The sequence below is a fragment of the Klebsiella sp. RHBSTW-00484 genome (assembly GCF_013705725.1).
GTDB lineage: Bacteria > Pseudomonadota > Gammaproteobacteria > Enterobacterales > Enterobacteriaceae > Klebsiella.
This window is the reverse complement of sequence record NZ_CP055482.1, coordinates 94,040-119,388: the sequence shown is the minus strand read 5'-3', so window position 1 is coordinate 119,388 and position 25,349 is coordinate 94,040. Positions and strand designations below refer to the sequence as shown.

Sequence of the window (25,349 nt, the reverse complement as noted above, 5' to 3'; positions counted from 1 at the left end):
AGGTCTGCAGCGTCCTGCCGGCCCGGGGAAACGATTATATCTGGCAGGCATTTTTGCCCCGGGTGAACAGAGAGGATGTAATGAAAATAGTGATTGTTGGTGGTGTTGCCGGCGGGGCATCCGCTGCAGCCAGAGCTCGTCGGTTATCAGAGAATGTCAGTATTGTTGTGTTTGAACGGGGAAGCGATGTCTCTTTCGCCAACTGTGGATTACCTTATCATATAGGCGGAAAAATTCCTTTAAGGCAGTCACTGATTCTGAAAACCCCGGAGGATTTTAAATCCCGCTTTAACATAGACGTCCGTATCTGTCATGAAGTGACGTCAGTGGATCCGGTTAATAAAACGGTGACGGTTAAAAATCTGACCTCAGGGGAGGTCTATAGCGAAGAATGGGATCGTCTGCTCCTCAGTACCGGCGCCGCTCCGGTTGTCCCTCCTTTGCCCGGGCTACAGGAAGAGGGTGTCTTTACGCTGCGAAATCTTACTGACATGGATGCTATCCTGGGGTGGATTGAGCAACATCACGTAGCTCACACCACGCTTGTCGGGGGGGGATTTATCGGACTTGAAGTGATGGAGGCTCTGAGCGAACGGGGGATCAGTGTGACCCTGCTGGAGATGGGGGAACAGGTTATGGCTCCGGTTGATCCTGAAATGGCATCTGCCCTGCATCAGGAAATCCGGAGTCATGGCGTGGATCTGCGTCTCAGAACGGCGCTCACCGAGGTACTGCGGACAGAGACGGGATTCCGCGTTGCACTGTCTGAGGGTGGGTTTCTGCAGACCGACATGGTTATTCTCGCCATCGGGGTAAAACCTGAGAACAGCCTTGCCACAGGAGCCGGGCTCGCAGTGGGTAAACGGGGAGGCATAAGCGTCAATGCCTGTATGCAGACCAGTATCCCTGACATCTACGCCGTGGGGGATGCCGTTGAAACCCCAGACTTTGTCTTTCAGGAACCCGCTAATTTTCCTCTGGCAGGGCCCGCCAACCGCCAGGGACGCATTGCTGCTGATAACATGCTAGATCGTCACAGCCTTTACCATGGCAGTCAGGGGACATCCATTTGTAAGGTATTTTCGCTGAGTATTGGCAGCGTCGGTGCGAATGAAAAGCAGCTGAAAGTTCATGGCACCCGATACGAGAAGGTTTACGTCCATGCCGCTGATCATGCCGGTTACTACCCGGGGGCAACGATGATCAGTCTGAAACTGCTGTTCAGCCCCGATACCGGTAAAATTCTCGGGGCTCAGGCATCAGGGAAAAAAGGGGTTGATAAACGCATCGATGTCCTGTCTGTCGCACAGCGCGCGGGGCTTACCGTCAACGATCTCGAACATCTTGAGCTGACTTATGCTCCACCTTTTAACAGTGCAAGGGACGTCGTTAACCAGGCTGGTATGGTGGCGACAAATGTAATGAAAGGAGATACGGTCATATGTCATGTCAGCGATGTGTTACAACGGGAACCGGGCAGTTATTGTTTACTTGATATTCGCTCTCCTGCCGAACTGAAACAATTTGGTGAATATCCTGACGCGCTATCCATCCCTCTTGATTCCCTGCGGGAAAACCTTGGAAAATTGCCTAAAGATAAAGAAATTTTTATAGGATGTCAGAGTGGCCTGCGCGGGCATGTGGCATACCGTATTCTGCAGGCTCACGGCTTCAGGACATATAATCTGAGTGGTGGCTTTATAACCTGGCAGGCGGTAACGGAGTCAATAAGTAAATAAGAGATGAGGTGCCATACACATGGCACCCTGAATCGCCACAGGTTTAACAGTGAAGTGGTCTGCTGAATTTGTTCACCTGAACAGAGGTGTGGACTGACCCCGCACCGTTATAAGGACAGTTATGAAAAAAATAACTTTTCAGATCAGGCATATAATGTCAGATTCATGGTCACTATAGGAATGGCAAGGACTGGATTTTCATTTTGCAGCCATCAGGCTGCTTAGTTCAGAGATAGGTCTGTGTAATGCGTAACTTCGTGACTCGATTGAGAGTATGGTTTCCGCCCCCACTCATCTTATTGCTGTTTTTCGTCACTGATGTGTTGACTGCAATCCCGCGTTTTACCTTCGACATCGTGAATATAGTGCTAAGCGTGTTGCTGACCGGTGTTTGTATTACCATGATACTGCACACCGCTTGGCAGATGAGCACGAACGGCACGACGCTTAATCCGCTTCATCCGGATAGAACCACCAAGCTGGTAACTGTCGGTTGTTACGCATGGAGTCGAAACCCTATTTACCTTGGAATGAGCGGGCTCCAGTTATCCGTTGCTCTCTGCTTTGGCAGCCTGGTGGGGATACTTGCTGTACCGTTGTTTATGTTTGTAGTAGCCAGATTACATATCCATGTTGAAGAGGTACAGCTTCGAAAACGTTTCGGGTTGGAATGGGAACGCTATACCCAACGGGTTCGTCGCTGGTTATAGCAACCCCGTGGTGTTGCAGGAGACAAATAACGTCGAAATCATAAAGAAAAGAATTCATCATCCTTGAGCTTTTATATCGTAATCGTAAACCAAGTGCCGTATGTAGCCATTGAGCCAGTGCTGGTACCTTAGGGAAGGTGCGAATAAGCAGGTCATTTCTTCCCAAGCTGACTCGCTGATTAAAATTTCGCGGATCTGGGCCGATTTTTTTCCCGCAAACACATCGAATCAGCCTATTTAGGCTATTTTTTCGGGTCTTCCCCGATCATGGTGGGAGACTCAGAAGTCCATGTTTAACCTGCCGTAATGGAACATCACAGCTACTTTGAACCGCTCCTTGTTCCGGTATCCCCTCGACTTGATCCGCAGCAGTCTGATCTTGCTGTTCAGCGATTCTGCATTGCCGTTTGATACCCGATGCTTCATCGCATTCAGGATACCGTACAGCCGTTTACGTAACGTTCTGGCGGCACTACTCAGCAGCGGGACGCCAACATCTTTTGCCATCGCTATCCATTCCTGCCACAGGCGTCTGCTGTGCTCGTCATACCGACGGTTCCAGAGTTCCCGCGCCAGCTCTTTCATTGCCCAGCAACGGCTGGTATCAGGCAGGACCATCTGCGCTGCCTCCAGTCTTTCTGCTATTCGACCATGACGCTTATGACGGCCGTACAGCCACAGATAGCGGGAGCGATGTGCACGTTTTCGGGCCTGCAACGGGATCGTTTTCATCTCTGACTGCCGTGTTTTATCCACCACGGCACAGAGCATTTTGGCTACATGGAAGTGATCGAAGGCGATTTTTTCTACTGCGTTGGGTAAGTGGATCCGGGCCGCGCTGATATAGGGGTCGGTTCCGGCTGAGGGCGAAATGACACCCTAAGCGTTAGCTCTGTGTCGTTGCACGATGTCAGCGACGGTATTCTTGCTGATACCGAGCTCGCGTGCGATCCAGCGATAGCTGCGTCCCTCGGCCCTCATCGCAACCACCTTAGGCAAAAGTCGGTCTGATTTTGGTCGCACTCCGGCCTGACGACCAAGCCTCTTACCACGTGCCTTCGCAACAGCAAGGCCTGACTTGACCCGCTCGCTGATGAGATCCCGCTCAAACTCCGCAATGCCGGAAAGAAACGTCGCCAGCATTCGTCCATACGGCGACGAAAGATCGAACGCCATTCCATTCATGGCTATCACGGAAACCTTCCAGTTCTCCAGTTCACGTAGCGTATTGAGCAGATCGAGCGTCGAGCGCCCCCACCGGGAAAGCTCAGTGACCAGGATTGCATCAATTTGTCTGGACTGGGCAAGCGCCAGGACTTTCTTTCGCTCGGCCCGGTCGAGTTTAGTTCCTGAACCTGTTTCCTTAAATATTCCCACCACGTCGTAGCCGGCACGGCCGGCGAAGGCTCGCAGATCAAATTCCTGGCGTTCACAAGACTGATCCGCTGTTGAAACCCGGCAGTAAATGGCGGCACGATGTCCCAATTGAACCCTCCTGGATTTTTGTATCGGAACGCCCTGATTTATATGGGCTGGCTGTTGTCCAAAACAGACTATACTTCAAAAGGGACGAATTTGTATGTCACGACGCCATATTTTCACCGAACGGCAGCGAGCAGCGCTGTTCGATCTGCCCACGGACGAACTGTCGCTACTGAAGTTCTACACGCTGGGCGATGATGACCTGGAAAACATTAGGCAGCGCCGCAGACCGGAAAACAGGATTGGCTTTGCCCTGCAACTTTGTGCCTTACGATATCCGGGCCGTGCACTGGCTCCTGGTGAGATGATCCCGCGTGAAGTCCTTTCCTTCGTCGGTGCTCAGCTTGGAGTTCCGGCTGATGGGCACTGTTGCAAATAGTCGGTGGTGATAAACTTATCATCCCCTTTTGCTGATGGAGCTGCACATGAACCCATTCAAAGGCCGGCACTGTTGCAAATAGTCGGTGGTGATAAACTTATCATCCCCTTTTGCTGATGGAGCTGCACATGAACCCATTCAAAGGCCGGCATTTTCAGCGTGACATCATTCTGTGGGCCGTACGCTGGTACTGCAAATACGGCATCAGTTACCGTGAGCTGCAGGAGATGCTGGCTGAACGCGGAGTGAATGTCGATCACTCCACGATTTACCGCTGGGTTCAGCGTTATGCGCCTGAAATGGAAAAACGGCTGCGCTGGTACTGGCGTAACCCTTCCGATCTTTGCCCGTGGCACATGGATGAAACCTACGTGAAGGTCAATGGCCGCTGGGCGTATCTGTACCGGGCCGTCGACAGCCGGGGCCGCACTGTCGATTTTTATCTCTCCTCCCGTCGTAACAGCAAAGCTGCATACCGGTTTCTGGGTAAAATCCTCAACAACGTGAAGAAGTGGCAGATCCCGCGATTCATCAACACGGATAAAGCGCCCGCCTATGGTCGCGCGCTTGCTCTGCTCAAACGCGAAGGCCGGTGCCCGTCTGACGTTGAACACCGACAGATTAAGTACCGGAACAACGTGATTGAATGCGATCATGGCAAACTGAAACGGATAATCGGCGCCACGCTGGGATTTAAATCCATGAAGACGGCTTACGCCACCATCAAAGGTATTGAGGTGATGCGTGCACTACGCAAAGGCCAGGCCTCAGCATTTTATTATGGTGATCCCCTGGGCGAAATGCGCCTGGTAAGCAGAGTTTTTGAAATGTAAGGCCTTTGAATAAGACAAAAGGCTGCCTCATCGCTAACTTTGCAACAGTGCCGATTTTTATCTCTCCTCCCGTCGTAACAGCAAAGCTGCATACCGGTTTCTGGGTAAAATCCTCAACAACGTGAAGAAGTGGCAGATCCCGCGATTCATCAACACGGATAAAGCGCCCGCCTATGGTCGCGCGCTTGCTCTGCTCAAACGCGAAGGCCGGTGCCCGTCTGACGTTGAACACCGACAGATTAAGTACCGGAACAACGTGATTGAATGCGATCATGGCAAACTGAAACGGATAATCGGCGCCACGCTGGGATTTAAATCCATGAAGACGGCTTACGCCACCATCAAAGGTATTGAGGTGATGCGTGCACTACGCAAAGGCCAGGCCTCAGCATTTTATTATGGTGATCCCCTGGGCGAAATGCGCCTGGTAAGCAGAGTTTTTGAAATGTAAGGCCTTTGAATAAGACAAAAGGCTGCCTCATCGCTAACTTTGCAACAGTGCCGTTATTAGCATCAACAGCTTTGTAATAGCGTCTGCCCCGATTACGCTGAACTTCACGTGAGATCGTCGAAGGACTGCGATTCAGCGCAGTAGCTATCGCACGAATGCTCATTTTGGCTGACAAACCAGCTCGTATCTCCTCGCGCTCAGACAGTGTCAGGTGAGCTACAGCCCGCTTACGCTCATGGGGTTTTATGCCGCCAGTATCCCTTAACATAGTGAAGATCGTTCCGGGTTTTGAACCCAGGATATTCGCTATTTCACTGAAGCCTGTTCCGTTCTTCCATAGTTCAAAAACAGAGGCTTTTTCCTCTGCTGTAAATGTTCGTCTCATTCAAAAAACCTCCGCAACCCCATGTTTTCACATAACTGTTGCGTTGACCAATTGAATCTACAGTAGCCTTTTTTAATATCGTATTTTGCTCCTCCAGACGGCGAACCTGCTTTTCCAGCTCGCGGATACGTTGCTGGTCTGGAGTAATGGGTGTGGCAGAGGGCGTAATCCCCTGGCGCTCTCTCCTGAGCTGGCGTACCCAGCTCTCAAGCGTAGTAGAACCCACATTCATCGCTTCACTGGCCTGTCGATATGAGTAGCCCTTATCAACAATCAGCTGTGCACATTCCAGCCTGAACTCAGGGGTGAAACTACGTTTGGTTTTCTTGTTCATTAAGTCACCTGTTTTGTGTTGAGGTGAGAATATCACCTTTAATCAGGTGGCCAAATTTACTGTGCCACTACAAGCCGCCTTATATTCACCAGCAGGTTATTCATCAGTGAAATGGCGCGTCCCACAGAGAGAATTTCAATAAACAGGTTAAGGTCGTTTTGTTTCAGGTAGTTCAGGAAGTCTGGCTCACTGAGACTTTCCCCTGCCTCCTCGTAAAAGCAGGCAATCGCTTCCATGTTATTCATGTAGGTGCTGATTGCGGCGTACTCGTGTCCTTCCATCTGTTCAAGGATGACCCTGACAGACTGCATCCGGTCGGTCAGTTTCGCATGTATGTCTGCATATTTAGCCTGACGGGGATTTATTTCACTCATTATTACTGTCGCCTGTAAATAACCGGCACAGTGCGAACACCATGCCGGGAGATTATGGCTGACAAAACGGGAACGACAGGATCCCGCTGTTGTCGGGGGTCAGAAGGTTTCCCAGTTCTCGCTGGCGTGTTGTTCCGTTTCACGAACGGACTTTACCGCTTTAACCTTACTCTGCGGGCTGGTGTTGCTGATTGTCGGTACTATGGTATTTTTTCGTTCAGCATCGCGTTTTTTATTATCACGGAGACGAAATACGCTCACCTTCTCCTGCAGAATCCGTGACTGATTCTGCAACGAAGCGGCAGTGGCTGCAGACTGTTCCACCAGAGCTGCATTTTGTTGGGTGGTGCTGTCTATCTGGCCCATGGCGCTGTTAATCTGGGCAATACCATCTCCCTGCTCACGACTGGCCTTGGCTATTTCGTCAATCAGCCCTTCCATGCTCTGGACGTTACTGATGATATCCTCCATTCCCCTGTCTGCTTTTTCAACCAGGGTACGGCCGGATGCAATGCGGGAAACGGAGTCATCAATGAGCTCTTTTATTTCCCGCGCGGCAGAAGCACTGCGCTGAGCCAGATTACGAACCTCTCCGGCCACAACCGCAAATCCACGGCCGGACTCGCCGGCGCGTGCGGCTTCCACGGCAGCATTAAGCGCGAGAATGTTGGTCTGGAAGGCAATCCCGTCGATGACCTGGATGATGGCTGTCATTTCAGACGAGGTGTCGTAAATCTCCTGTATCCGGGAAGACACCTCACTCATGACCACTCCATTCTGTTTCACAATGGCCGTTGTTTCTGTCACAAACTGGTAAACCTGTGCTGTATTGCCGGCAGTATTGTTTATGGTGGCCGTCAGTTGTTCCAGAGTGGCCGCCGTCTGTTCCACACCGGCAGCCTGCTCTTCGGTGCGGGCTGACAGGTCTGTATTACCACTGCTGATTTCTGCTGCAGTCAGCGCAATATTGTCCGCTCCCTGACGTACTTCCCAGACGGTGTTACTCAGACTCCCGCACATATCACGCAGTGCCTGCATCAGTTGCCCCAGCTGGTCCTGTGAGTCCACTTTAATCTCCACACACAGGTTACCTTCCGCCACTTCCCGGGCAATCCGGACGGCTGAAATCAACGGACTGGTAATGCTTCTGGTGATCAGCCATGCCAGCACACCTCCCAGAAGAAGCGCCATACACCCAGTGATGATCAGTGTCAGTATGGCTGTCGTACCATTATCAGCGATAACTTCACCCGCTTTATCTATGCTTGTTTTTTCGTATTCCACCAGTGCCTGCAGACTGGCCATGTAGTCATTTATGATCGGTAACTGCTGTGGGCACTGTTGCAAAGTTAGCGATGAGGCAGCCTTTTGTCTTATTCAAAGGCCTTACATTTCAAAAACTCTGCTTACCAGGCGCATTTCGCCCAGGGGATCACCATAATAAAATGCTGAGGCCTGGCCTTTGCGTAGTGCACGCATCACCTCAATACCTTTGATGGTGGCGTAAGCCGTCTTCATGGATTTAAATCCCAGCGTGGCGCCGATTATCCGTTTCAGTTTGCCATGATCGCATTCAATCACGTTGTTCCGGTACTTAATCTGTCGGTGTTCAACGTCAGACGGGCACCGGCCTTCGCGTTTGAGCAGAGCAAGCGCGCGACCATAGGCGGGCGCTTTATCCGTGTTGATGAATCGCGGGATCTGCCACTTCTTCACGTTGTTGAGGATTTTACCCAGAAACCGGTATGCAGCTTTGCTGTTACGACGGGAGGAGAGATAAAAATCGACAGTGCGGCCCCGGCTGTCGACGGCCCGGTACAGATACGCCCAGCGGCCATTGACCTTCACGTAGGTTTCATCCATGTGCCACGGGCAAAGATCGGAAGGGTTACGCCAGTACCAGCGCAGCCGTTTTTCCATTTCAGGCGCATAACGCTGAACCCAGCGGTAAATCGTGGAGTGATCGACATTCACTCCGCGTTCAGCCAGCATCTCCTGCAGCTCACGGTAACTGATGCCGTATTTGCAGTACCAGCGTACGGCCCACAGAATGATGTCACGCTGAAAATGCCGGCCTTTGAATGGGTTCATGTGCAGCTCCATCAGCAAAAGGGGATGATAAGTTTATCACCACCGACTATTTGCAACAGTGCCGGCCTTTGAATGGGTTCATGTGCAGCTCCATCAGCAAAAGGGGATGATAAGTTTATCACCACCGACTATTTGCAACAGTGCCCAATTTGCAGGGCAATGCCCAGACGGTTGTGATCACCTCTGCTTTTTCCGATAAATTCCTTGTCTGCTTCATCAAGATGAAAATATCGTGCCAGCTGAAGCTCATCCGGTTCACCGGTGAATCTGCCATAGCTTTCAGTCTGCTCAGTGGTCAGAAAGTCAACGGGCATATCGGCCTCCCTGCCTGACGGGCATTTAGTAACATTTTTGCAACCGTCCGAAATGTTATAATTTATAAGACAGCATAAAACGGCAGGCATGGACTGTCTATTAAATCGTATTTTTGCCATAATAGACACAAGGTGTCTGATATTCGATTTAAGGTACATTTTTATGCGACTTTTTGGTTACGCACGGGTCTCAACCAGTCAGCAGTCCCTAGATATTCAAATTAGAGCACTTAAGAACGCGGGGGTAAAAGCCAACCGTATTTTTACGGACAAGGCATCGGGAAGTTCAGCTGCCAGGGAAGGACTTGAGCTGTTGCGCATGAAGGTGGAAGATGGAGATGTCATTCTGGTGAAGAAGCTAGACCGTCTTGGTCGTGACACTGCCGATATGATTCAACTAATAAAAGAATTCGATACCTTGGGTGTGGCAGTCCGATTCATTGATGATGGGATCAGTACCGATGGAGAAATGGGGAAGATGATCGTCACAATTCTATCAGCAGTGGCACAAGCAGAACGTACTCGCATCTTTGAACGAACAAATGAAGGAAGAATTGAGGCCAAGTCTAAAGGAATTAAATTTGGCAGAAAACGGAAAATAGACAGGAATAAAATAAAATTTATGCATGATAAAGGAACTGGAGCAACTGAAATAGCTAAGCATATGGGTATTGCGCGTTCAACCGTATATAAAATTATCAATTCAGAACGTTCACCAATCAATGATTGATTATCTTACAACTGACAAGGTGGAATTGTGAGAACATTTGTTATAATTTGGACGATAGCTTTCATTGCGGTAATTGCTGTAATGTGTACAGTGGATCTTTCATCATATGTACCTTCAATTTACACCGTATTTAATAAAAACAAACCTTTAGTAACTGGTATTATATATATACTACTAATATCTATTTTTATATGGCTAATTGTAGCGTTATATCTTTTAAAAAAATACTCATTTAAAGTAGAGAAATTAAGTTTAGGCGGCGTTAATGTTCTGTTCAATGAAAGTGGTACGTTATATCGCAAAAGTATAAAAAATCATCTGGATTCAAAAAGAGCTATCTTTAAGTTGAAGAAAAATGTGGACGCATTCGATGAAGTTATCTCATCATATTATCAGACATATCAATTTATTAGAGATGAAATGAAACTATTGAATCCAAAAAAAGACAATGAGTTATATAATATTAGCAATGATATGTTAATGGTGTTAAATAAATTTTTAACTAAAAATCAAAATAATTATAAAAGATGGTATAAATATATATCAGATAAGGATGAAGTTATTGATGTTATAACTAATACACCATTAAAAGTTCACCTGACGCCTATAAATAAAATACAAAAGCAATACTATAACTACAGTAAAATATGTAACGATTTTAAAGTAGTAAATGATTTTTTCACATCACGGGTTCAACAAACATTTAACGTGAACACCACCAAATGGGATTGGTAACAAGTAAAGGGGAGTATCATACTCCCCTTTACTGTTTCTGCTAGCCATTACGCATTCTCATTGGGGTAGAAAAAACGTATTCGCACTTATCTTTATCTTGATATGTTAACTCAATCATTTTTCTAAGGTTTTCTGGGTTATTGTGTATCTGATCCCAGTTGACTATTGATATATATGACTTTTCACTCATCAAGTTATCGATAACTCTTTCAGGCATATATGGATATATTTCTTTATATGTTGTTCTGTCGTTGATTGTTATCCACTCGGTTATATTAGGATGAAATTCATTTTTTTCATTTTCACCATGACTGGCTCTAATGTTGTTTGTCCCTGTTGAAGGAAGATTTATAATAAAAATACCTGATTTGCCGTTTCTGGGACTATCCCTCATGGATGAATATAATTCCCAATCAACATGCTTTCTATTTTTAGTCTCAGTCCCAACGAGTAAAATAAGAACGGATGTATCACGTAAATATTCATCCCTTATTATTTCTCTGATCTTTTGAGGTTCTTCTTCTTCATCAATGTCACCAAGTGATACCGAGCGATTCACAAAAATATCAAAAACATCATTCATTTTTTCAAGTTCGTTTTTGTACCATTGGTCATTAGCATGGTGGTAACTGATGAAAACTTTGTGCTTGGTCACGCTTTTTCCTCATTTATTCTCTGGTTTACGGATTTTACATCTTCATCCATACCGAGTAAAAGTCTTATAATTTATTTTTTCACACTAAGAGATACTCTCAACCACTGGATACAGTATAATCAGGAAGTGGCTACATTCTTCCAATTCAAATGAAGAGAGCAGACTTACATGCAATTCATCCATAATGATCTTGGTCAAAGAAAAAGAGGGGAGATTGTTGAAATCACCCTTACCAGTGGTGCAAATGTTAGACTAATGGATAGTTCTAACTTCAGTAGTTATAAGAATGGCCGACGACATTCCTACATTGGTGGGTTAGCAAAGCGCTCCCCCATAAGGTTACAGATCCCTTCATCAGGCCATTGGCATATTGCTGTAGATATGCAGGGATTAAGGGGGAGTACCAGGGCTTCTGTTCGCGTTCTTCCAGGGGTTCTTCCTGAAATTCAGGATAGGCCGTTAAGCGAAGTTCCTAGTCTGGTAAGAGATAACAGACCACCGTCAACAGCACAGAGCAACGAGATACATGACGTATTTATTTCGCATGCCTCAGAGGATAAAGATGATTTTGTTCGCTCTCTGGCAAACTCATTAATCAGTCACGGCCTTAATGTATGGTATGACGAAATGACGTTAAGAATTGGTGACAGCCTGAGACAAAAAATAGACAAAGGTTTAGCAAACAGTCGTGTTGGGTTAGTAGTTTTGTCTCCGGCGTTTATAAGCAAAGGTTGGACAAATTATGAACTTGATGGAATCGTCACTCGTGCTATTTCTGGTGAGCAAATATTGCTTCCCATATGGCATAATATTACAAAACAAGAAGTTGTCGATTTTAGTCCATCATTAGCAGACAAAGTTGCTCGTAGTACTGCAACTCATACAATCGATGAAATTGCTCATGAGATAGCCGAGCTACTGCATTCTCGTGGTTAATGTTTATCGAAATTCAAATAGCAAAACAAAAGGATCAATCAGCGATCCTTTTTTTATTTTTATGAATATCAATAAATTACATTCTTAACGTACGTTTTCGTTCCATTGGCCTTCAAACCCCGTTGAGGTGAAGGCTGTCTCGGTCAACCCGGTCGACTACAAAATCCGCAGCAGCACGCCGCCCGCTGATGGCGATTGGAAAGTGCTGGGATGGGATGCGGCCGGGATCGTGCAAGAGGTCGGCCCCGACGTGACGCAGTTCGCGGTAGGCGACGAGGTCTATTATGCCGGATCGCTCATAAGGCCTGGCACCAATGCGGAGTTCCATCTCGTCGACGCCCGGATCGTCGGTCGTAAACCCGCGTCGCTCGACTGGGCGGAAGCGGCGGCGCTGCCACTCACGACGTTGACGGCCTGGGAAGCCATGTTCGATCGCCTGGACGTGACGAAGCCCGTTCCCGGGGCGGCGGCGATCCTCATCATCGGTGGTGCGGGTGGGGTCGGGTCGATCGCCATCCAGATCGCTCGACAGCGCACGGATCTCATCGTCATCTCCACCGCCTCTCGGCCGGAAACCCAGGAGTGGGTTAAAGGGCTTGGGGCTCATCATGTCATCGACCACTCTCGGCCGCTCGCGCCACAGATTGCCGAGCTCAACATCGGCGCTCCCGCTTTCGTGTTCTCGACCACGCATACCGAGCAGCATGCATCCGACATCGCCGAACTGATCGCCCCGCAAGGACGGTTCGGATTCATCGACGATCCCAAGGCGCTCGACGTCATGCTGTTCAAGCGCAAGGCAGTGTCGATCCACCACGAGCTGATGTTCACACGGTCGCTCTACGGCACGCCCGACATGGATGAGCAGGGCAAGATCCTCAATTCGCTGGCGGTGCTGGTGGACGACGGCAAAATTCGCACGACGCTAACCGAAAAATTGTCGCCAATTAATGCCGCCAATCTGAAGACGGTGCACGCACTGATCGAAAGTGGCGCGGCAAGAGGCAAGATTGTCCTCGAAGGCTTCTGATGACTGCCACCGCCGAACGTCTTTTCTAACCTCAAGAACGCCGGACGGATTACGCCACGGCGAAGGAAATTTCATGACGAAATCCATTGCCACCGCCTCGATCAACCGCGAAACCGCCGTCGCCCTCATCGACGCGGCGATCGCCGCGGCACGTACAATCGGCATCCCGGCTGCGGTCGCCGTCGTCGACGCCACCGGTAACCTGCGCGCGTTCGAGCGCACTGATGACGCGCCGTTTCTCACCGTCGATGTTGCCATCGACAAGGCTTGGAGTTCCGCCTCGTTTGGGTACCCCACCCATGTCTGGAACGACTATGTTTCGAACGATCCAAAAGTGGCGCCGCTGGCCTATCGCCCCCGGATGGTCGCTGTCGGCGGAGGCTATCCGATCCTGGAAGACGGGAAGTTGATCGGCGGGATCGGCATCTCCGGAGGCAACTATCAGCAGGATCAGGATGCGTGCGTCGAGGCACTCACGAAAATCGGGTTCGAGCTGCCAGCCTGACGACTTTAAGGCCATCGCCAGCGGCGGTGGCCTGCAGATGCGACCTTATGAAAGACTTTAAGATGGAAGCGTTCGTCGTCTTCACCCGCGAAGAAACCACCGATCCGGAAGAACTCGCAACCTATTCTGCAGGCGTCGGCCCATCGTTCGATGGCCACGACGTAACCTTTCTCGCCGCTTATGGCGCGATGGAGCATTTGGAGGGGCCGCCCGTCGAAGGGGCCGTAATTTTGCGGTTCCCGACGATGCAGGCCGCCCGTGATTGGTATCATAGCCCCGCCTACCAAACCATCGCTGCGCACCGTTTTGCCGGTTCCCGCTATCGCGCCTTTGTCATTGAGGGGCGGCGGTGACACACCGACGGAAGAACGGCGGGGCTGGCCACGAGGTATCGGTCGGCGAACTCGCATCCTACAACCTGTAGGGGATCAAGGCGGTGAGGTTCGCGTGCCATCGCCACACGCGACCACTCATCGGACTTCTGCATCGGAATTGGAGGATCAGATGAGCGTCGACGAACGACAAGCCCCCGAGCTGCGGGTGCAGAGATGGATTGGCGCGGATGGAGAAAGCATCGCGCCGCTCAAGCTGTCGGATCTCGGCACCGGCCCGAAAGTCCTCTTCGCCTTCCAGCACTGGTGCCGTGGCTGCCATTTGCATGGATTTCCGACGCTACAAAGGTTGCATGGTGCATTGAGCGCCAAGGGCGTGGGCTTCGCGGTGATCCAGACCGTCTTCGAAGGAGCGGATGAGAACACCTTCGAGAAGCTGCGCGTGAACCAGCTCAAGTATGCGCTTCCTGTCGCGTTCGGTCAGGACGAGCCACCTGCCGGCGCGACGCTTCCCACCTTCATGGAGGACTACCGCACGCGGGGAACGCCCTGGTTCTCCGTGATGGACGCTGGCGGCCGCATCGTATTCTCGGACTTCCATCTCGACGCCGATCAGCTCGTGAAGGGACTGGAGCTGGTGTAACCGATGCGGCGCTGGGTCATCCTGATTGCCACCCATCTCGCGATGCTCGCCATGGGCTTCGCGGGCGGTGTCTACACGCTGCCGATCCTGACCGCCCCCCAGGCCCCGGACGCGGCGGCCTTGCGGACCATCTCAGCCGAGACGCTCTACGCAGGGCGTCTGGCCCGCGATCTCAAAGGCAGCGACCTGCTTCACTGGGGGGAAGGCGAGATCCGGGTCTCGCGCGACCGTATCGCCCATATCGGGCGCCTCGCCCCTGGTCCCGACTACAAGCTCTACCTCGCACCACGTTTCGTCGACACGAAGGAGGCCTTTCTCCTAATCAAGGACAGATCAGTCCGCGTGGGCGATGTGAAGACGTTCAACGGCTTCATCGTCGAGGTGCCTGCCGGCATCGATGTCCGTGACTACAACACGGTCGTCATCTGGTGCGAAGCATTCGACCAGTTCATCAGTGCGGCAGAGTATCAACCCTCAAGTCAGGCCCGAGAACGAGCCCGGCGATGGATACCATGAGGTCGGCGGGCAAGCGCGGCCTCGTTCTCGCGCCGGTGGCGGCGCTGCTGCTGAGCGTCGCCGCTCTGCTGCTGGGCAATGGCCTGCTGAGCACGCTCCTGATCGTGAGAGCCGGCCATAAGGGGTTCTCGACCGGCGCGATCAGCGCGATGATGTCCTTCTATTTCGCGGGTTTCACGATCGGCGCGCTCGTGTTGCCACCGATCATCGTCTCCGTGGGACATGTCAGAACCTTCGCCGGCTTCGCGGCCATTGCCTCGATGACCGCCCTTCTCCATGTGGCGTTCGTGGAGCCGATCGCCTGGATGCCGCTTCGCCTGATTACCGGCTTGGCCTACGCGGGCATGATCCTCGCAACGGAGAGTTGGCTCAACGCCCACGCATTGCCATCCACACGCGGGCAGCTCCTGTCGATATTCGGAGTTGTCTCTATGGGCTCATGGGCAATCGGGCAGGCGTTACTCAACATCGCACCGCCCGCCGACGTGACATTGTTCCTCATCGTGTCGCTGCTGATATCAGCGGCGGTGGTTCCGATCACCTTGCTGCCCAGTCATCCGCCGGCCCAGGTGGAACAGGAATGGGTCGCGTTCAGGGACCTCGTCCTCGTATCACCTCTCGCTGCGGCTGGCGCTTTCCTGGCCGGCCTGGCTATCGGTGGTTTCTGGGGCATGGGCGCGAACTTCGCCCAGAGCATCGGCCTCGATGTGGGCGGTATCTCCGCCTTCATGGCTGCGGTTCTTGGTGGAACGCTCGCCTTCCATTGGCCACTCGGTTGGCTTTCGGATCGAGTGCCCCGGAATCTTGTCATCGCCGGTGCGGCGCTGGCGTCCGCAGCGTCTGCCATCGGCGTAGCGTTGGCGGTGGAAGCGCCTCTGCCGCTGCTCCTTGCGGCAGGTGCGCTGTTCGGCGGCTTTGGCATCCCGATTTATTCGTTGTGTCTCGCCGTCGCAAACGACGATCTTCCGGCCGGTCGGCTACTCGGCACCGCGCGCGGGCTTCTGTTGCTCAACGGGATCGGGACAGCCGCTGGCCCCCTAATAGGAGCAGCTGCAATGAATATCGTCGGCCCTGGCGGCCTGTTCCTTTATGCGGCGGCGTTGCTCACGCTCCTGGCAGTGCTGGCCATCGCCCGCAGGCAGCCGAGGCGCGCCAACCAGGCCAAGGCGGCCCCCCGTTCTCCGAGCACGCCGATGATAACCGGATCTCTCGATACGATGATATGCATGGAGAAGCGGGCGCAGGGCGTGCGGGATTAGCGCGGCACGGCGCCTGCACGAACCGCGGGGTCAGGCGATGATAGCTGTTACGCGAATTTCGATACGCATGGTTGGAAGCCCCAGCGCTTCGATTCCCAACTGCGTCCAGATTGGAGCGCGGTCGGGCATGTAGTGGCGATACAGCTTGGCCATTGTTTCGTTGATCACGGGAGGGAATCCACCGACGTGATAGGAATTGACGTGGACCACATGCGGCCAGCGTGCTCCGGCGGTCGCGAGCGTCCGTTCCACGTTCTTGAACGCCTGCTCGATCTCTTCCTCAATCGACTCCGGAATGACGAGATCGTCGTTCCATCCGCCCTGTCCGGAGATCTCCACGCGGTCACCAATGCGCATTGCCTGAGAATAATGAAGCGCGTCATGCAGGCGCGTCCCGTATCCGGGGGTGATGAAGAATGAAGGTGTTGTCATGAGTTTGCCTTTGATGAGCCAGGTCAACGCGGCTGCAAGTGACCGTATGCATGCAGAAAGAGATGCAGGGCGTTCGGCACTAGCGCGCCGGCTGCGGTGGAGGGCTTTATTCCACGTCTTCTACGGTGAGGTCCCGGCCGTTGAACTGCACGGTCTCCCCGGCTCGGGCACCCTCGATCGCTTCGAAGATCGGCGCCATCGTGGAAATGCCCATGAGCTCACGCCCCTGACAGGTAAACTTGCTCGTTGACACCGCGATCACAAAGTGGCGGCCGGACAGCTTGACGACAGCGCCTTCGTTGACGGCCAACTTGGGGCCGAAATCGATCGTCCTGAGCTTTTCGAGTTTATTGGCGTAGTCATGGAGCGTGTCATCGAGCGCTTCAGCGAAGTCGCTCGCGACCTCGGCCTGAGCTAGTTCGTCGTTTTCGATCGGTTCGCTCCGATCGAGCCGAGCGGTAGAGACATAGTCCAGGTAGTTTTCGCGAGCGCTGTGCAACGCTGCTGTCTCCAGCAAGAGCATAGTTTCTCGTATGTGGTCCTTGTTCCAGTCCATAATCACCTCCTAATTTTCGATGTTCTTAAAGTTCAGCCTGCAGATGTGTGGGCCAGGAAGGCCAGCCTTTCCGGCTAAGCGACACCGCTATTCGTCGCTGATGACGTCTTCGCCCTGGTATGGAACCCTGATCAGCCGAGGATCTCGAATGATGCTCGTGACGAGCCAGACATATTCCTGCTCGGCGGTATCGAAGCCGAGGATGCTGAAGGATTGGCCGAAAGGGCATGGCGGGAAGTCTGGAAAGCCCTCGCGCAGAACGTAACGCTCGGGATCGCTGTGAAACTCGCTCTTGTAGACTTTCCGTAGTCCGTGCTTGCTCGGCGCGTCCTGGTCACCTGCCGGTGCTGTTTCCCGATGCGCCACAAGGCGCTCGGACAAGTCGCGGGGGCAGATTTCGTGGAACACGTCGAAGGCGTCGATCAACAGGCCTTTATGCTCTGTCGCCGGATCGGTGATCGCGTAGATGTTGGAGGCATCTTCGCCGTCGTCCCCGCTCTCGAGGCGCAACGCCGCATCGACGCGAATGCTGCATGCATCGAGGGTTGACCCTAGTTCGAGATCGACGAGATTGCCGTCCTTGACGCGGTATTCGCGGTCATAGCCTTTGGCGATGAATGACTGGACTGCTTCTAGAACGTCGGTCACCTGGGAGGTCATGGAAGCACCTTCATCTTGAACTGGATTGGACACGCTCGCGCACAAAGCGCGCTGTGACTCGGCGGACGGAGAAGCTCGCGAAGTGCGTTACTCATAGCCACTTGGCCTTCTTGAAGCGCATGAATAGGAGAAGGCAGAACACCGCTATCACTCCGAGCACGACGAAGTAGCCATATGGCGTGTCCAGTTCCGGCATGTGCTTGAAGTTCATGCCATATATTCCGGCGATCGCCGTCGGGACCGCCAAGATCGCCGCCCAGGCCGCGAGCTGGCGAGTGACCACACCGATCCTTTGCGCTTCCAGAAGGCTGCTGGCCTCGAAGACCGTGGACAGGACAAGCAGGAGGCCGTCGACCATGGACTGCACGCGGTGGACATGGTCCGCGACGTCGTGGAAATATGGTGTCATTTCGGCGCTGATGCAGGGAAAGTGGCCGCGAACGAGCTTTCGCACCAGCTCGGCCATAGCCCCGAGCGTGCGCTGGAACCGCGTGAGTTCGGACCTTAGTTCGAAGATTCGCGCCACCTCTTCTGGCTCGAGGAAATCGTGCAGCGACCGTCGCTCCATCGCCAGGACGTCGTCCTCGATCATTTCGAAGATGGGCAGATACTGGTCGACCACTCGGTGCAAGATCGCGTGCAGCACATAGTCGACACCCTTGCCGAACTGCGTCGGCGATGCCTCGAGTTGCTCCCGAAGTTTGCCCAGCGCTCCGGCATTGCCGTGCCGCACGGTGATAAGGTGATTGTGACCGGTGAAGATCGCCATCTTGCCGTAGCTGATCCGGTCGCCGACCAGCTCGGCGGTCTGGGCGACGACGTACAACTCATCGTTGTAGACCTCGAGCTTGGGCGGGCACAGCGGGTGCATGGCGTTGTCGATCGCCAAAGGATGGAGGTTATACGTCGTCTGGATCGCGCTGAGTTCGTCTGCGGTGGGCTCGCTAAGCGCGATCCAGCAGAAGCCCGAGCGATTCTCGTTTAGTTCGACGTGCTCATCGAGCCTGATTTCACGGACTCGCTTACCTTCGTTGTAATAATATGCGGCGATAATGGTCATGCAGGGGTCGTCTCAGAAAACGGAAAATAAAGCACGCTAAGCGTGCGTGGAGGCTGGCACCCAGCGGTACAGCGTCGGAATGGACACGCCGAGGTTCTTGGCCACGTCCTTGGGCGGCACCCCGCTGGCCAGCAGCTTCTTGGCCGACTCGATCTTGCTGTCGGTCATCTTCGGCTTGCGGCCGCCTTTGCGGCCGAGCTGCTTGGCGACTTCCAGCCCGGCGCGGGTGCGCTCGACGGTCAGCTCGCGCTCCATTTCGGCAAGGCTCGCCATGACGTGGAAGAAGAACCGCCCGGATGGTGTGCCGGTGTCGATGGAGTCGGTGAGGCTCCTGAACTGGACACCGTGCTTGTGCAGATCGCCGACCAGATCGACCAGTTGCTTGACCGACCGGCCCAGCCGGTCGAGCTTCCAGACGACCAAAGTATCGCCTTCGCGCAGCATTTCGAGCGTCTTGGCCAAGCCAGGCCGGTCTGCCCGCGTGCCACTCACCTTGTCCTCGAAGACCTTTTTACATCCGGCCTTGCTCAAGGCTTCGCGTTGCAGCTCCAGGTTCTGATCCTGCGTCGAGACGCGCGCATAGCCAATCAACATGGCTTGTCTCGCGCCCGGTCGATGCGTTCCTGCATCGCCTGCATCACTTCTTCGTGGGTGTACGATCTGGCGTTGGCGTCGGTGGCTTGCCGCAGGGCTTCCTCAACCTCGCGCGTCATCCGCTCGTAATCCTCCGGCCACAGCGCTTGCTCCATGCGCAGCGACGCCTGACCCAGCAGGTGCAGCAGGCTGAACAGCCGCATGTCGTTGGTGGCGACGATGCGCTCCCGAATCTGCTCCTGAATAGCTTCGCTAGCCCGATGCGCTTGTGGTGTGGCAGTCCCCTCGTAGTCAGCGGGGAATTCCGCTTCCTCGGCAATCCTTGCCCAGGCGCTGGCCAGCGCCTCGATGGTTGACGTGCTCATTTCCGCCGCTCCTGTGCTCTTTGGCGAATCAACCGGCCAAGGGGCCTCGACGCGAAAACCAGCAGCATCACGCCTATCGGATACCAGGTCGAGAAGACCACCAAGGCATCGAAGGCTGGCCGTCCGGTGTTGGTAGGCAGTACGGCGGTCACAGCCATCAACCCGCCGACCGTCCAGATGATGCGCCACACGTAGGGCATCACGCGGGGCACGTAGCCGTCATCGAAAGCGGTCTGGTAGTAGCGGCGCAGGCCGCGCTCGGCAAGCGCCTGGCGCTGCCGCTCCGACAGCGCATCCGTCCGGCCATACCAGCGCCGGAATGGTGGACAGCGCAGCAGCAAAGGGGTGAAGAGGATCATCACCGCCACGATCGCGACACCCCACGCCATGACGGCGCCGGCATCGGGCCGCTTGGCGTTCTCGATCACGGGCGCGAAGACGCCCGGAGCACCGATCATCCAGAACAGCGCAATGTGCTGATGGAAGGAGAGCTTCATTTGCTCATCCACTTGCGCAGCAGGCGCTTTTTCAGGGAGGCGCGTTCTTGCGGGTTGCGTCCCTTGTGATTGGCGATGCGATCCGCCGTGGCGGCCTGGCGCTTGACGGGCCAGTAGGAGCGGCCATCCTTGCCCATCGACCAGACGCTGCTGGCCTGGTTTTCCAGCAGGGGCAGATGGGCGCTCAGGGCTTCGGGCGACGCGCTGGTCAGCGCCGTGCGCTCACGGGTGCGCCAGCGCTGATGCCAGAGCTTCTTGTCCTCGCGCTCGCTGCCGCAGGTCGTGTGCCCGACGATGGGTGTTTTGCGGCGGCTGCGGCTCATAACGTAGTGGTCTCCAAGAACATTCAGGACTGATCCCAGGCGTCGATGGTCAAGACCTGATCGGCAGGACAGGCGGCTACGCGGTCGGGAACTGGATGGTGTTCAGTCTCATGCCGACCCCATTCGATTGATCGCGTCGCTTGCGGCACGCTGCGACGCAAGGAGGTTTGCGACCTGGTTTAGCAGCCGTGTCCGCTGCATGTCTGTTACCTATCTCCCCGACCGCTCATTGGACCAACTCCAGAGATTGGGCTCTATCGCTCAGCCAATACGAAACCGGCATTGGCTGATGCCACAACCGAGACTAACACAAATGGCTCGGTACCTGTATTTCGCGCCCCGTGCACTTGGCCCGGTCTTGCCACGGCTATCTCACCTTCCCTGAGGGCACGAACAATCCCATTGCCCTGAAAGTAATCAGCCATTCCCGACAAAACAGTCCACGTGTCTTGGCCGTGAGGATGAATGTGAGCCGCAATTTCCTGCCCGGGATGGACATGCCAAACCACGATAATTGAGTCTCGGGTTTCAAGCACAACGGAACGAATAGGCTCGCCTTCGGACGGCTGAACATACTCGGCTACAGAAAATATTCTCGATTCAACAGTCATCGGAGATCCCTCTTTCACAGTTGTCGTTACGGTCTTCATCGTCGGCATCCTGACGCACGGCGGGCAATTGCTGGAGCAACGCCGGCAGCCATTCCTGTACCGTCTCCCACACCACATCGAGGTTGATGTCGAAATAGCCGTGAGCCATGCGATTACGCATATTGCGCATGCTGCGCCACGGCACGTCGGCATGCGCCTGGGTGAACTCGACGTAGCCATCCATCACCTTTGTGGCCGCCTCGCCGATGACGATCAGGCTCATGATGACGGCCTGCTGGGTGCGCTTGTCGGCCAAGAAGTCGTCCTTGGCCATCCCTTCCACGAAGCTGCGCGCATCGGTTGCGGCCTGCTGAATGTGGTCGAGGTAATCGGGCAGGCGGTTCTCGCTCATATCGGTTGCGCCTCCGCGAGCACCTTGGCCCGGAACTTCGGCGGCAGGTCGCCGGGAGTCAGCAGATCGACGTCAACGCCGAGCAGCGATTTCAGTTCTTCTTCCAAATCGCCCAAGTCCAACAACGTGGCACCGGGCAGCGCATCGACCAACAGGTCGAGGTCGCTGCCATCCCGGTCGGTGCCATGCAGCACCGAGCCGAAGACGCGCGGGTTCGCGGCGCGAAAGCGGCCTACCGCTTCACGCACTGCGCTTCGCTTCATGTCAAGCACAACAGACGGTCGCATGCGCATCCTTTCTTATCGAAACTCGTTGAGATGATATGCAATCAAGAATAGAATTTCAAGAACTATTTTCGAGAATCGCAATGCCTTGATTCCCGTGCCGCGCCGGTTGCCTTGGCGGGCTTGTCACAAACCTACGTTTTCAAGAAGAAGGAAACCGCATGCCCCGCCGTTCGATCCTCTCCGCCGCCGAGCGCGAAAGCCTGCTGGCGTTGCCGGACACCAAGGATGAGTTGATCCGTCACTACACGTTCAGCGAAAGCGACCTCTCCATCATCCGGCAGCGGCGCGGCCCGGCCAATCGGCTGGGCTTCGCGGTGCAGCTCTGCTACCTGCGCTTTCCCGGCGTCATCCTTGGCGCTGATGAGCCACCGTTCCCGCCATTGCTGAGACTGGTCGCCAACCAGCTCAAGGTCGGCATCGAAAGCTGGGACGAGTACGGGCAGCGTGAGCAGACCCGACGCGAGCACCTGGTCGAGCTGCAAACGGTGTTCGGCTTCCAGCCGTTCACGATTGGCCACTACCGGCAGGCTGTCCAGTTGCTGACCGAGCTGGCCATGCAAACCGACAAGGGCATCGTGCTGGCCAGAGCCTTGATCGAGCACCTGCGGCGGCAGTCGGTCATTGTGCCCGCCCTCAACGCCGTCGAGCGGGCGAGCGCCGAAGCGATTACCCGCGCCAACCGGCGTCTCTACGACGCCTTGGCTGAGCCGCTGACGGACGTGCATCGCCGTCGCCTCGACGATCTGCTCAAGCGCCGCGACAACGGCAAGACGACGTGGCTGGCCTGGCTGCGGCAATCCCCGGTCAAACCGAACTCGCGGCACATGCTGGAACACATCGAACGCCTCAAGGCGTGGCAGGCGCTCGACCTGCCCTCCGGCATCGAGCGGCTGGTTCACCAGAACCGGCTGCTCAAGATCGCCCGCGAGGGCGGCCAGATGACGCCCGCCGACCTGGCGAAGTTCGAGCCGCAGCGGCGTTACGCGACCCTGGTGGCGCTCGCCATCGAGGGCATGGCCACCGTCACCGACGAAATCATCGACCTGCATGACCGCATCCTGGGCAAGCTGTTCAATGCCGCCAAGAACAAGCATCAGCAGCAGTTCCAGGCATCCGGCAAGGCGATCAATGCCAAGGTGCGGCTGTTCGGGCGCATCGGCCAGGCGCTGATCGAGGCCAAGCAAGCGGGCCGCGATCCGTTCGCCGCCATCGAGGCCGTCATGTCCTGGGATGCTTTCGCCGAGAGCGTCACCGAAGCGCAGCGGCTCGCGCAACCCGAGGACTTCGATTTCCTGCACCGCATCGGCGAGAGCTACGCCACGCTGCGCCGCTACGCGCCGGAATTTCTCGACGTGCTCAAGTTGCGGGCCGCGCCCGCCGCCAAGGACGTACTCGACGCCATCGAGGTGCTGCGCAGCATGAACAGCGACAACGCCCGCAAGGTGCCCACCGACGCGCCGACCGAGTTCATCAAGCCGCGCTGGCAGAAGCTGGTGATGACCGACACCGGCATCGACCGGCGCTACTACGAACTGTGCGCGCTGTCGGAGCTGAAGAACGCGCTGCGCTCCGGCGACATCTGGGTGCAAGGCTCGCGCCAGTTCAAGGACTTCGAGGACTACCTGGTGCCGCCCGCGAAATTCGCCAGCCTCAAGCAGGCCAGCGAATTGCCGCTGGCCGTGGCCACCGATTGCGACCAGTACCTGCATGACCGGCTGACGCTGCTGGAAACGCAGCTCGCCACCGTCAACCGCATGGCGCTGGCCAACGAGCTGCCGGACGCCATCATCACGGAGTCGGGCCTGAAGATCACGCCGCTCGATGCGGCGGTGCCCGATACCGCACAGGCCCTGATCGACCAGACGGCGATGATCCTACCGCACGTCAAGATCACCGAATTGCTGCTGGAGGTAGACGAATGGACGGGCTTCACCCGGCACTTCGCCCACCTGAAGTCAGGCGACCTGGCCAAGGACAAAAACCTGTTGCTGACCACGATCCTCGCCGACGCGATCAACCTGGGCCTGACCAAGATGGCGGAATCGTGCCCCGGCACGACCTACGCCAAGCTGGCCTGGCTGCAAGCCTGGCACATCCGCGACGAAACCTACGGGGCGGCACTGGCCGAGCTGGTCAACGCGCAGTTCCGACATCCCTTCGCCGGGCATTGGGGCGACGGCACCACGTCATCGTCGGACGGCCAGAACTTCCGCACCGGCAGCAAGGCCGAGAGCACCGGCCACATCAATCCGAAATACGGCAGCAGCCCAGGGCGGACGTTCTACACCCATATCTCCGACCAGTACGCGCCGTTCCACACCAAGGTCGTGAACGTCGGCGTGCGCGACTCGACCTACGTGCTCGACGGCCTGCTGTATCACGAATCCGACCTGCGGATCGAGGAGCACTACACCGACACGGCAGGGTTCACGGACCACGTCTTCGCGTTGATGCACCTGCTGGGCTTCCGCTTCGCCCCGCGCATTCGTGACCTGGGCGACACCAAGCTCTACATCCCGAAGGGCGATGCCACCTACGAGGCGTTGAAACCGATGATCGGCGGCACGCTCAACATCAAGCACGTCCGCGCCCATTGGGATGAAATCCTGCGGATGGCCACCTCGATCAAGCAGGGCACGGCGACGGCCTCGCTGATGCTCAGGAAGCTTGGCAGCTACCCGCGCCAGAACGGCCTGGCCGTCGCCCTGCGTGAGCTGGGACGCATCGAGCGCACACTGTTCATCCTGGACTGGCTGCAAAGCGTCGAGCTGCGCCGCCGCGTGCATGCCGGGCTGAACAAAGGCGAGGCGCGCAACGCGCTGGCCCGCGCCGTGTTCTTCAACCGCCTGGGGGAAATCCGCGACCGCAGCTTCGAGCAGCAGCGCTACCGGGCCAGCGGCCTCAACCTGGTGACGGCGGCCATCGTGCTATGGAACACGGTCTATCTGGAGCGGGCCGCGAACGCCTTGCGTGGCCACGGTCAAGCCGTCGATGACGGCCTGTTGCAGTACCTGTCGCCGCTCGGCTGGGAGCACATCAACCTGACCGGCGATTACCTCTGGCGCAGCAGCGCCAAGATCGGCGCGGGCAAGTTCAGGCCGCTACGGCCGCTGCAACCGGCTTAGCGTGCTTTATTTAAT

28 protein-coding genes and 7 pseudogenes are annotated in these 25,349 nt (G+C 55.0%); 15 read left to right on the top strand and 20 right to left on the bottom strand.

The features are described 5' to 3' along the window. The first annotated feature begins 80 nt into the window (after positions 1-80). Positions 81-1,739 (top strand): FAD-dependent oxidoreductase, encoded by a 1,659-nt coding sequence (locus HV213_RS30395; RefSeq protein WP_181486577.1) that lies wholly within the window; start codon positions 81-83, stop codon positions 1,737-1,739. 245 nt (positions 1,740-1,984) lie between these two features. Further along, complete coding sequence (locus tag HV213_RS30390) at positions 1,985-2,449, top strand: methyltransferase family protein (RefSeq protein ID WP_001243598.1); 465 nt, start codon at positions 1,985-1,987, stop codon at positions 2,447-2,449. Between the two features lie 279 nt (positions 2,450-2,728). Here the strand turns inward: HV213_RS30390 and HV213_RS30385 are convergent. Both HV213_RS30385 and HV213_RS30380 read right to left on the bottom strand, forming a co-directional pair. Continuing rightward, positions 2,729-3,295, bottom strand: a pseudogene (locus HV213_RS30385) (transposase); the annotation flags it as partial. A 33-nt stretch (positions 3,296-3,328) separates the two neighbouring features. Next, entirely contained in the window at positions 3,329-3,934 is a 606-nt protein-coding gene (locus HV213_RS30380) for a recombinase family protein (protein WP_000509966.1), read from the bottom strand. Between the two features lie 94 nt (positions 3,935-4,028). On the opposite strand from HV213_RS30380, the pseudogene HV213_RS30375 reads away from it, so the two are divergent. The 3 genes and pseudogenes from HV213_RS30375 to HV213_RS30365 form a co-directional block, all read left to right on the top strand. Beyond that, positions 4,029-4,292 (top strand): annotated as a pseudogene (locus HV213_RS30375) (DUF4158 domain-containing protein); the annotation flags it as partial. Between the two features lie 146 nt (positions 4,293-4,438). Beyond that, positions 4,439-5,143, top strand: a complete 705-nt coding sequence (locus HV213_RS30370) for an IS6-like element IS26 family transposase (RefSeq protein ID WP_001067855.1) — start codon at positions 4,439-4,441, stop codon at positions 5,141-5,143. A 46-nt stretch (positions 5,144-5,189) separates the two neighbouring features. Continuing rightward, positions 5,190-5,594: pseudogene (locus HV213_RS30365) on the top strand (IS6-like element IS26 family transposase); the annotation flags it as partial. A gap of 48 nt (positions 5,595-5,642) precedes the next feature. On the opposite strand, the pseudogene HV213_RS30360 reads toward HV213_RS30365, so the two are convergent. The 6 genes and pseudogenes from HV213_RS30360 to HV213_RS30335 form a co-directional block, all read right to left on the bottom strand. Next, positions 5,643-5,979: pseudogene (locus HV213_RS30360) on the bottom strand (helix-turn-helix domain-containing protein); the annotation flags it as partial. Between the two features lie 67 nt (positions 5,980-6,046). Beyond that, positions 6,047-6,349, bottom strand: a pseudogene (locus tag HV213_RS30355) (transposase); the annotation flags it as partial. Positions 6,350-6,369: 20 nt separating this feature from the next. After that, the gene (locus tag HV213_RS30350; protein WP_082261903.1) at positions 6,370-6,687 is read right to left on the bottom strand and encodes a hypothetical protein; all 318 of its coding nucleotides are present in this window, start codon (positions 6,685-6,687) and stop codon (positions 6,370-6,372) included. A 99-nt stretch (positions 6,688-6,786) separates the two neighbouring features. Continuing rightward, the gene (locus HV213_RS30345; RefSeq protein ID WP_181486537.1) at positions 6,787-7,992 is read right to left on the bottom strand and encodes a methyl-accepting chemotaxis protein; all 1,206 of its coding nucleotides are present in this window, start codon (positions 7,990-7,992) and stop codon (positions 6,787-6,789) included. An 81-nt stretch (positions 7,993-8,073) separates the two neighbouring features. Next, positions 8,074-8,778 (bottom strand): IS6-like element IS26 family transposase, encoded by a 705-nt coding sequence (locus HV213_RS30340; protein WP_001067855.1) that lies wholly within the window; start codon positions 8,776-8,778, stop codon positions 8,074-8,076. A gap of 146 nt (positions 8,779-8,924) precedes the next feature. Then, positions 8,925-9,092 (bottom strand): annotated as a pseudogene (locus HV213_RS30335) (DUF4158 domain-containing protein); the annotation flags it as partial. Between the two features lie 163 nt (positions 9,093-9,255). Here HV213_RS30335 and HV213_RS30330 point away from each other — a divergent pair. Beyond that, positions 9,256-9,822: a recombinase family protein gene (locus HV213_RS30330; protein ID WP_057056002.1), complete on the top strand. Its 567-nt coding sequence runs from the start codon at positions 9,256-9,258 to the stop codon at positions 9,820-9,822. A 27-nt stretch (positions 9,823-9,849) separates the two neighbouring features. Continuing rightward, complete coding sequence (locus tag HV213_RS30325; RefSeq protein ID WP_032640598.1) at positions 9,850-10,557, top strand: hypothetical protein; 708 nt, start codon at positions 9,850-9,852, stop codon at positions 10,555-10,557. Between the two features lie 40 nt (positions 10,558-10,597). Here HV213_RS30325 and HV213_RS30320 read toward each other — a convergent pair whose 3' ends face one another. Further along, entirely contained in the window at positions 10,598-11,212 is a 615-nt protein-coding gene (locus tag HV213_RS30320) for a TIR domain-containing protein (protein WP_032640595.1), read from the bottom strand. A 168-nt stretch (positions 11,213-11,380) separates the two neighbouring features. Between HV213_RS30320 and HV213_RS30315 the strand changes: the two genes are divergently transcribed. The 7 genes and pseudogenes from HV213_RS30315 to HV213_RS30285 all read left to right on the top strand — a co-directional run bounded on the left by HV213_RS30315 (position 11,381) and on the right by HV213_RS30285 (position 16,433). Continuing rightward, positions 11,381-12,148 (top strand): DUF1883 domain-containing protein, encoded by a 768-nt coding sequence (locus HV213_RS30315; protein WP_001159650.1) that lies wholly within the window; start codon positions 11,381-11,383, stop codon positions 12,146-12,148. A gap of 121 nt (positions 12,149-12,269) precedes the next feature. Further along, positions 12,270-13,178 (top strand): annotated as a pseudogene (locus tag HV213_RS30310) (zinc-binding alcohol dehydrogenase family protein); the annotation flags it as partial. A 73-nt stretch (positions 13,179-13,251) separates the two neighbouring features. Next, positions 13,252-13,683: a GlcG/HbpS family heme-binding protein gene (locus tag HV213_RS30305; RefSeq protein WP_004357630.1), complete on the top strand. Its 432-nt coding sequence runs from the start codon at positions 13,252-13,254 to the stop codon at positions 13,681-13,683. 62 nt (positions 13,684-13,745) lie between these two features. Beyond that, the gene (locus HV213_RS30300; protein ID WP_011191344.1) at positions 13,746-14,036 is read left to right on the top strand and encodes a DUF1330 domain-containing protein; all 291 of its coding nucleotides are present in this window, start codon (positions 13,746-13,748) and stop codon (positions 14,034-14,036) included. Positions 14,037-14,187: 151 nt separating this feature from the next. After that, the gene (locus HV213_RS30295) at positions 14,188-14,658 is read left to right on the top strand and encodes a TlpA family protein disulfide reductase (protein WP_011191345.1); all 471 of its coding nucleotides are present in this window, start codon (positions 14,188-14,190) and stop codon (positions 14,656-14,658) included. 3 nt (positions 14,659-14,661) lie between these two features. Continuing rightward, positions 14,662-15,174 carry a DM13 domain-containing protein gene (locus HV213_RS30290; protein WP_004357637.1) on the top strand — a complete coding sequence of 171 codons (513 nt, stop codon included), beginning with the start codon at positions 14,662-14,664 and terminating at the stop codon, positions 15,172-15,174. Beyond that, the gene (locus HV213_RS30285) at positions 15,162-16,433 is read left to right on the top strand and encodes an MFS transporter (protein ID WP_181486536.1); all 1,272 of its coding nucleotides are present in this window, start codon (positions 15,162-15,164) and stop codon (positions 16,431-16,433) included. Before HV213_RS30290 ends, HV213_RS30285 begins: the two co-directional genes overlap by 13 nt. 30 nt (positions 16,434-16,463) lie before the next feature. Here HV213_RS30285 and HV213_RS30280 read toward each other — a convergent pair whose 3' ends face one another. The 11 genes from HV213_RS30280 to HV213_RS30230 form a co-directional block, all read right to left on the bottom strand. After that, the gene (locus HV213_RS30280; protein WP_004099044.1) at positions 16,464-16,865 is read right to left on the bottom strand and encodes a RidA family protein; all 402 of its coding nucleotides are present in this window, start codon (positions 16,863-16,865) and stop codon (positions 16,464-16,466) included. A gap of 106 nt (positions 16,866-16,971) precedes the next feature. After that, positions 16,972-17,421 (bottom strand): hypothetical protein, encoded by a 450-nt coding sequence (locus HV213_RS30275; protein ID WP_004099042.1) that lies wholly within the window; start codon positions 17,419-17,421, stop codon positions 16,972-16,974. Positions 17,422-17,508: 87 nt separating this feature from the next. Beyond that, positions 17,509-18,081 (bottom strand): hypothetical protein, encoded by a 573-nt coding sequence (locus tag HV213_RS30270; protein WP_004099040.1) that lies wholly within the window; start codon positions 18,079-18,081, stop codon positions 17,509-17,511. A 91-nt stretch (positions 18,082-18,172) separates the two neighbouring features. Further along, a complete protein-coding gene (locus HV213_RS30265; protein WP_032640602.1) occupies positions 18,173-19,141 on the bottom strand; it encodes a magnesium and cobalt transport protein CorA in 969 nt (322 codons plus the stop codon). A 36-nt stretch (positions 19,142-19,177) separates the two neighbouring features. Then, a complete protein-coding gene (locus HV213_RS30260) occupies positions 19,178-19,735 on the bottom strand; it encodes a recombinase family protein (RefSeq protein WP_003100847.1) in 558 nt (185 codons plus the stop codon). Then, the gene (locus HV213_RS30255) at positions 19,729-20,100 is read right to left on the bottom strand and encodes a hypothetical protein (RefSeq protein WP_003100853.1); all 372 of its coding nucleotides are present in this window, start codon (positions 20,098-20,100) and stop codon (positions 19,729-19,731) included. The genes HV213_RS30260 and HV213_RS30255 overlap by 7 nt, the downstream gene beginning before the upstream one ends. Beyond that, on the bottom strand, positions 20,097-20,597 hold the full coding sequence (locus tag HV213_RS30250) for a hypothetical protein (RefSeq protein ID WP_003100856.1): 501 nt from the start codon (positions 20,595-20,597) through the stop codon (positions 20,097-20,099). Before HV213_RS30250 ends, HV213_RS30255 begins: the two co-directional genes overlap by 4 nt. Then, positions 20,594-20,920, bottom strand: a complete 327-nt coding sequence (locus HV213_RS30245; RefSeq protein ID WP_003100858.1) for a hypothetical protein — start codon at positions 20,918-20,920, stop codon at positions 20,594-20,596. Before HV213_RS30245 ends, HV213_RS30250 begins: the two co-directional genes overlap by 4 nt. A 254-nt stretch (positions 20,921-21,174) precedes the next feature. Further along, positions 21,175-21,531: a cupin domain-containing protein gene (locus HV213_RS30240; protein WP_000215515.1), complete on the bottom strand. Its 357-nt coding sequence runs from the start codon at positions 21,529-21,531 to the stop codon at positions 21,175-21,177. Then, positions 21,521-21,922: a HepT-like ribonuclease domain-containing protein gene (locus HV213_RS30235; RefSeq protein ID WP_001293886.1), complete on the bottom strand. Its 402-nt coding sequence runs from the start codon at positions 21,920-21,922 to the stop codon at positions 21,521-21,523. The genes HV213_RS30240 and HV213_RS30235 overlap by 11 nt, the downstream gene beginning before the upstream one ends. Next, on the bottom strand, positions 21,919-22,209 hold the full coding sequence (locus HV213_RS30230; RefSeq protein ID WP_001247892.1) for a nucleotidyltransferase family protein: 291 nt from the start codon (positions 22,207-22,209) through the stop codon (positions 21,919-21,921). The genes HV213_RS30235 and HV213_RS30230 overlap by 4 nt, the downstream gene beginning before the upstream one ends. A gap of 158 nt (positions 22,210-22,367) precedes the next feature. Here HV213_RS30230 and HV213_RS30225 point away from each other — a divergent pair, with 158 nt between their 5' ends. Next, entirely contained in the window at positions 22,368-25,334 is a 2,967-nt protein-coding gene (locus tag HV213_RS30225) for a Tn3-like element ISPa38 family transposase (protein ID WP_015065644.1), read from the top strand. The last annotated feature ends 15 nt before the right edge of the window (positions 25,335-25,349 follow it).

What these genes read in the sequence shown, in the direction of transcription:
- HV213_RS30395 (WP_181486577.1), top strand. Translation starts at nt 81, where the DNA reads ATGAAAATAGTGATTGTTGGTGGTGTTGCCGGCGGGGCATCCGCTGCA.
- HV213_RS30390 (WP_001243598.1), top strand. Translation starts at nt 1,985, where the DNA reads ATGCGTAACTTCGTGACTCGATTGAGAGTATGGTTTCCGCCCCCACTC.
- HV213_RS30370 (WP_001067855.1), top strand. Translation starts at nt 4,439, where the DNA reads ATGAACCCATTCAAAGGCCGGCATTTTCAGCGTGACATCATTCTGTGG.
- HV213_RS30350 (WP_082261903.1), bottom strand. Translation starts at nt 6,687, where the DNA reads ATGAGTGAAATAAATCCCCGTCAGGCTAAATATGCAGACATACATGCG.
- HV213_RS30345 (WP_181486537.1), bottom strand. Translation starts at nt 7,992, where the DNA reads ATGGCCAGTCTGCAGGCACTGGTGGAATACGAAAAAACAAGCATAGAT.
- HV213_RS30340 (WP_001067855.1), bottom strand. Translation starts at nt 8,778, where the DNA reads ATGAACCCATTCAAAGGCCGGCATTTTCAGCGTGACATCATTCTGTGG.
- HV213_RS30330 (WP_057056002.1), top strand. Translation starts at nt 9,256, where the DNA reads ATGCGACTTTTTGGTTACGCACGGGTCTCAACCAGTCAGCAGTCCCTA.
- HV213_RS30315 (WP_001159650.1), top strand. Translation starts at nt 11,381, where the DNA reads ATGCAATTCATCCATAATGATCTTGGTCAAAGAAAAAGAGGGGAGATT.
- HV213_RS30305 (WP_004357630.1), top strand. Translation starts at nt 13,252, where the DNA reads ATGACGAAATCCATTGCCACCGCCTCGATCAACCGCGAAACCGCCGTC.
- HV213_RS30300 (WP_011191344.1), top strand. Translation starts at nt 13,746, where the DNA reads ATGGAAGCGTTCGTCGTCTTCACCCGCGAAGAAACCACCGATCCGGAA.
- HV213_RS30295 (WP_011191345.1), top strand. Translation starts at nt 14,188, where the DNA reads ATGAGCGTCGACGAACGACAAGCCCCCGAGCTGCGGGTGCAGAGATGG.
- HV213_RS30290 (WP_004357637.1), top strand. Translation starts at nt 14,662, where the DNA reads ATGCGGCGCTGGGTCATCCTGATTGCCACCCATCTCGCGATGCTCGCC.
- HV213_RS30285 (WP_181486536.1), top strand. Translation starts at nt 15,162, where the DNA reads ATGGATACCATGAGGTCGGCGGGCAAGCGCGGCCTCGTTCTCGCGCCG.
- HV213_RS30280 (WP_004099044.1), bottom strand. Translation starts at nt 16,865, where the DNA reads ATGACAACACCTTCATTCTTCATCACCCCCGGATACGGGACGCGCCTG.
- HV213_RS30275 (WP_004099042.1), bottom strand. Translation starts at nt 17,421, where the DNA reads ATGGACTGGAACAAGGACCACATACGAGAAACTATGCTCTTGCTGGAG.
- HV213_RS30270 (WP_004099040.1), bottom strand. Translation starts at nt 18,081, where the DNA reads ATGACCTCCCAGGTGACCGACGTTCTAGAAGCAGTCCAGTCATTCATC.
- HV213_RS30265 (WP_032640602.1), bottom strand. Translation starts at nt 19,141, where the DNA reads ATGACCATTATCGCCGCATATTATTACAACGAAGGTAAGCGAGTCCGT.
- HV213_RS30260 (WP_003100847.1), bottom strand. Translation starts at nt 19,735, where the DNA reads ATGTTGATTGGCTATGCGCGCGTCTCGACGCAGGATCAGAACCTGGAG.
- HV213_RS30255 (WP_003100853.1), bottom strand. Translation starts at nt 20,100, where the DNA reads ATGAGCACGTCAACCATCGAGGCGCTGGCCAGCGCCTGGGCAAGGATT.
- HV213_RS30250 (WP_003100856.1), bottom strand. Translation starts at nt 20,597, where the DNA reads ATGAAGCTCTCCTTCCATCAGCACATTGCGCTGTTCTGGATGATCGGT.
- HV213_RS30245 (WP_003100858.1), bottom strand. Translation starts at nt 20,920, where the DNA reads ATGAGCCGCAGCCGCCGCAAAACACCCATCGTCGGGCACACGACCTGC.
- HV213_RS30240 (WP_000215515.1), bottom strand. Translation starts at nt 21,531, where the DNA reads ATGACTGTTGAATCGAGAATATTTTCTGTAGCCGAGTATGTTCAGCCG.
- HV213_RS30235 (WP_001293886.1), bottom strand. Translation starts at nt 21,922, where the DNA reads ATGAGCGAGAACCGCCTGCCCGATTACCTCGACCACATTCAGCAGGCC.
- HV213_RS30230 (WP_001247892.1), bottom strand. Translation starts at nt 22,209, where the DNA reads ATGCGACCGTCTGTTGTGCTTGACATGAAGCGAAGCGCAGTGCGTGAA.
- HV213_RS30225 (WP_015065644.1), top strand. Translation starts at nt 22,368, where the DNA reads ATGCCCCGCCGTTCGATCCTCTCCGCCGCCGAGCGCGAAAGCCTGCTG.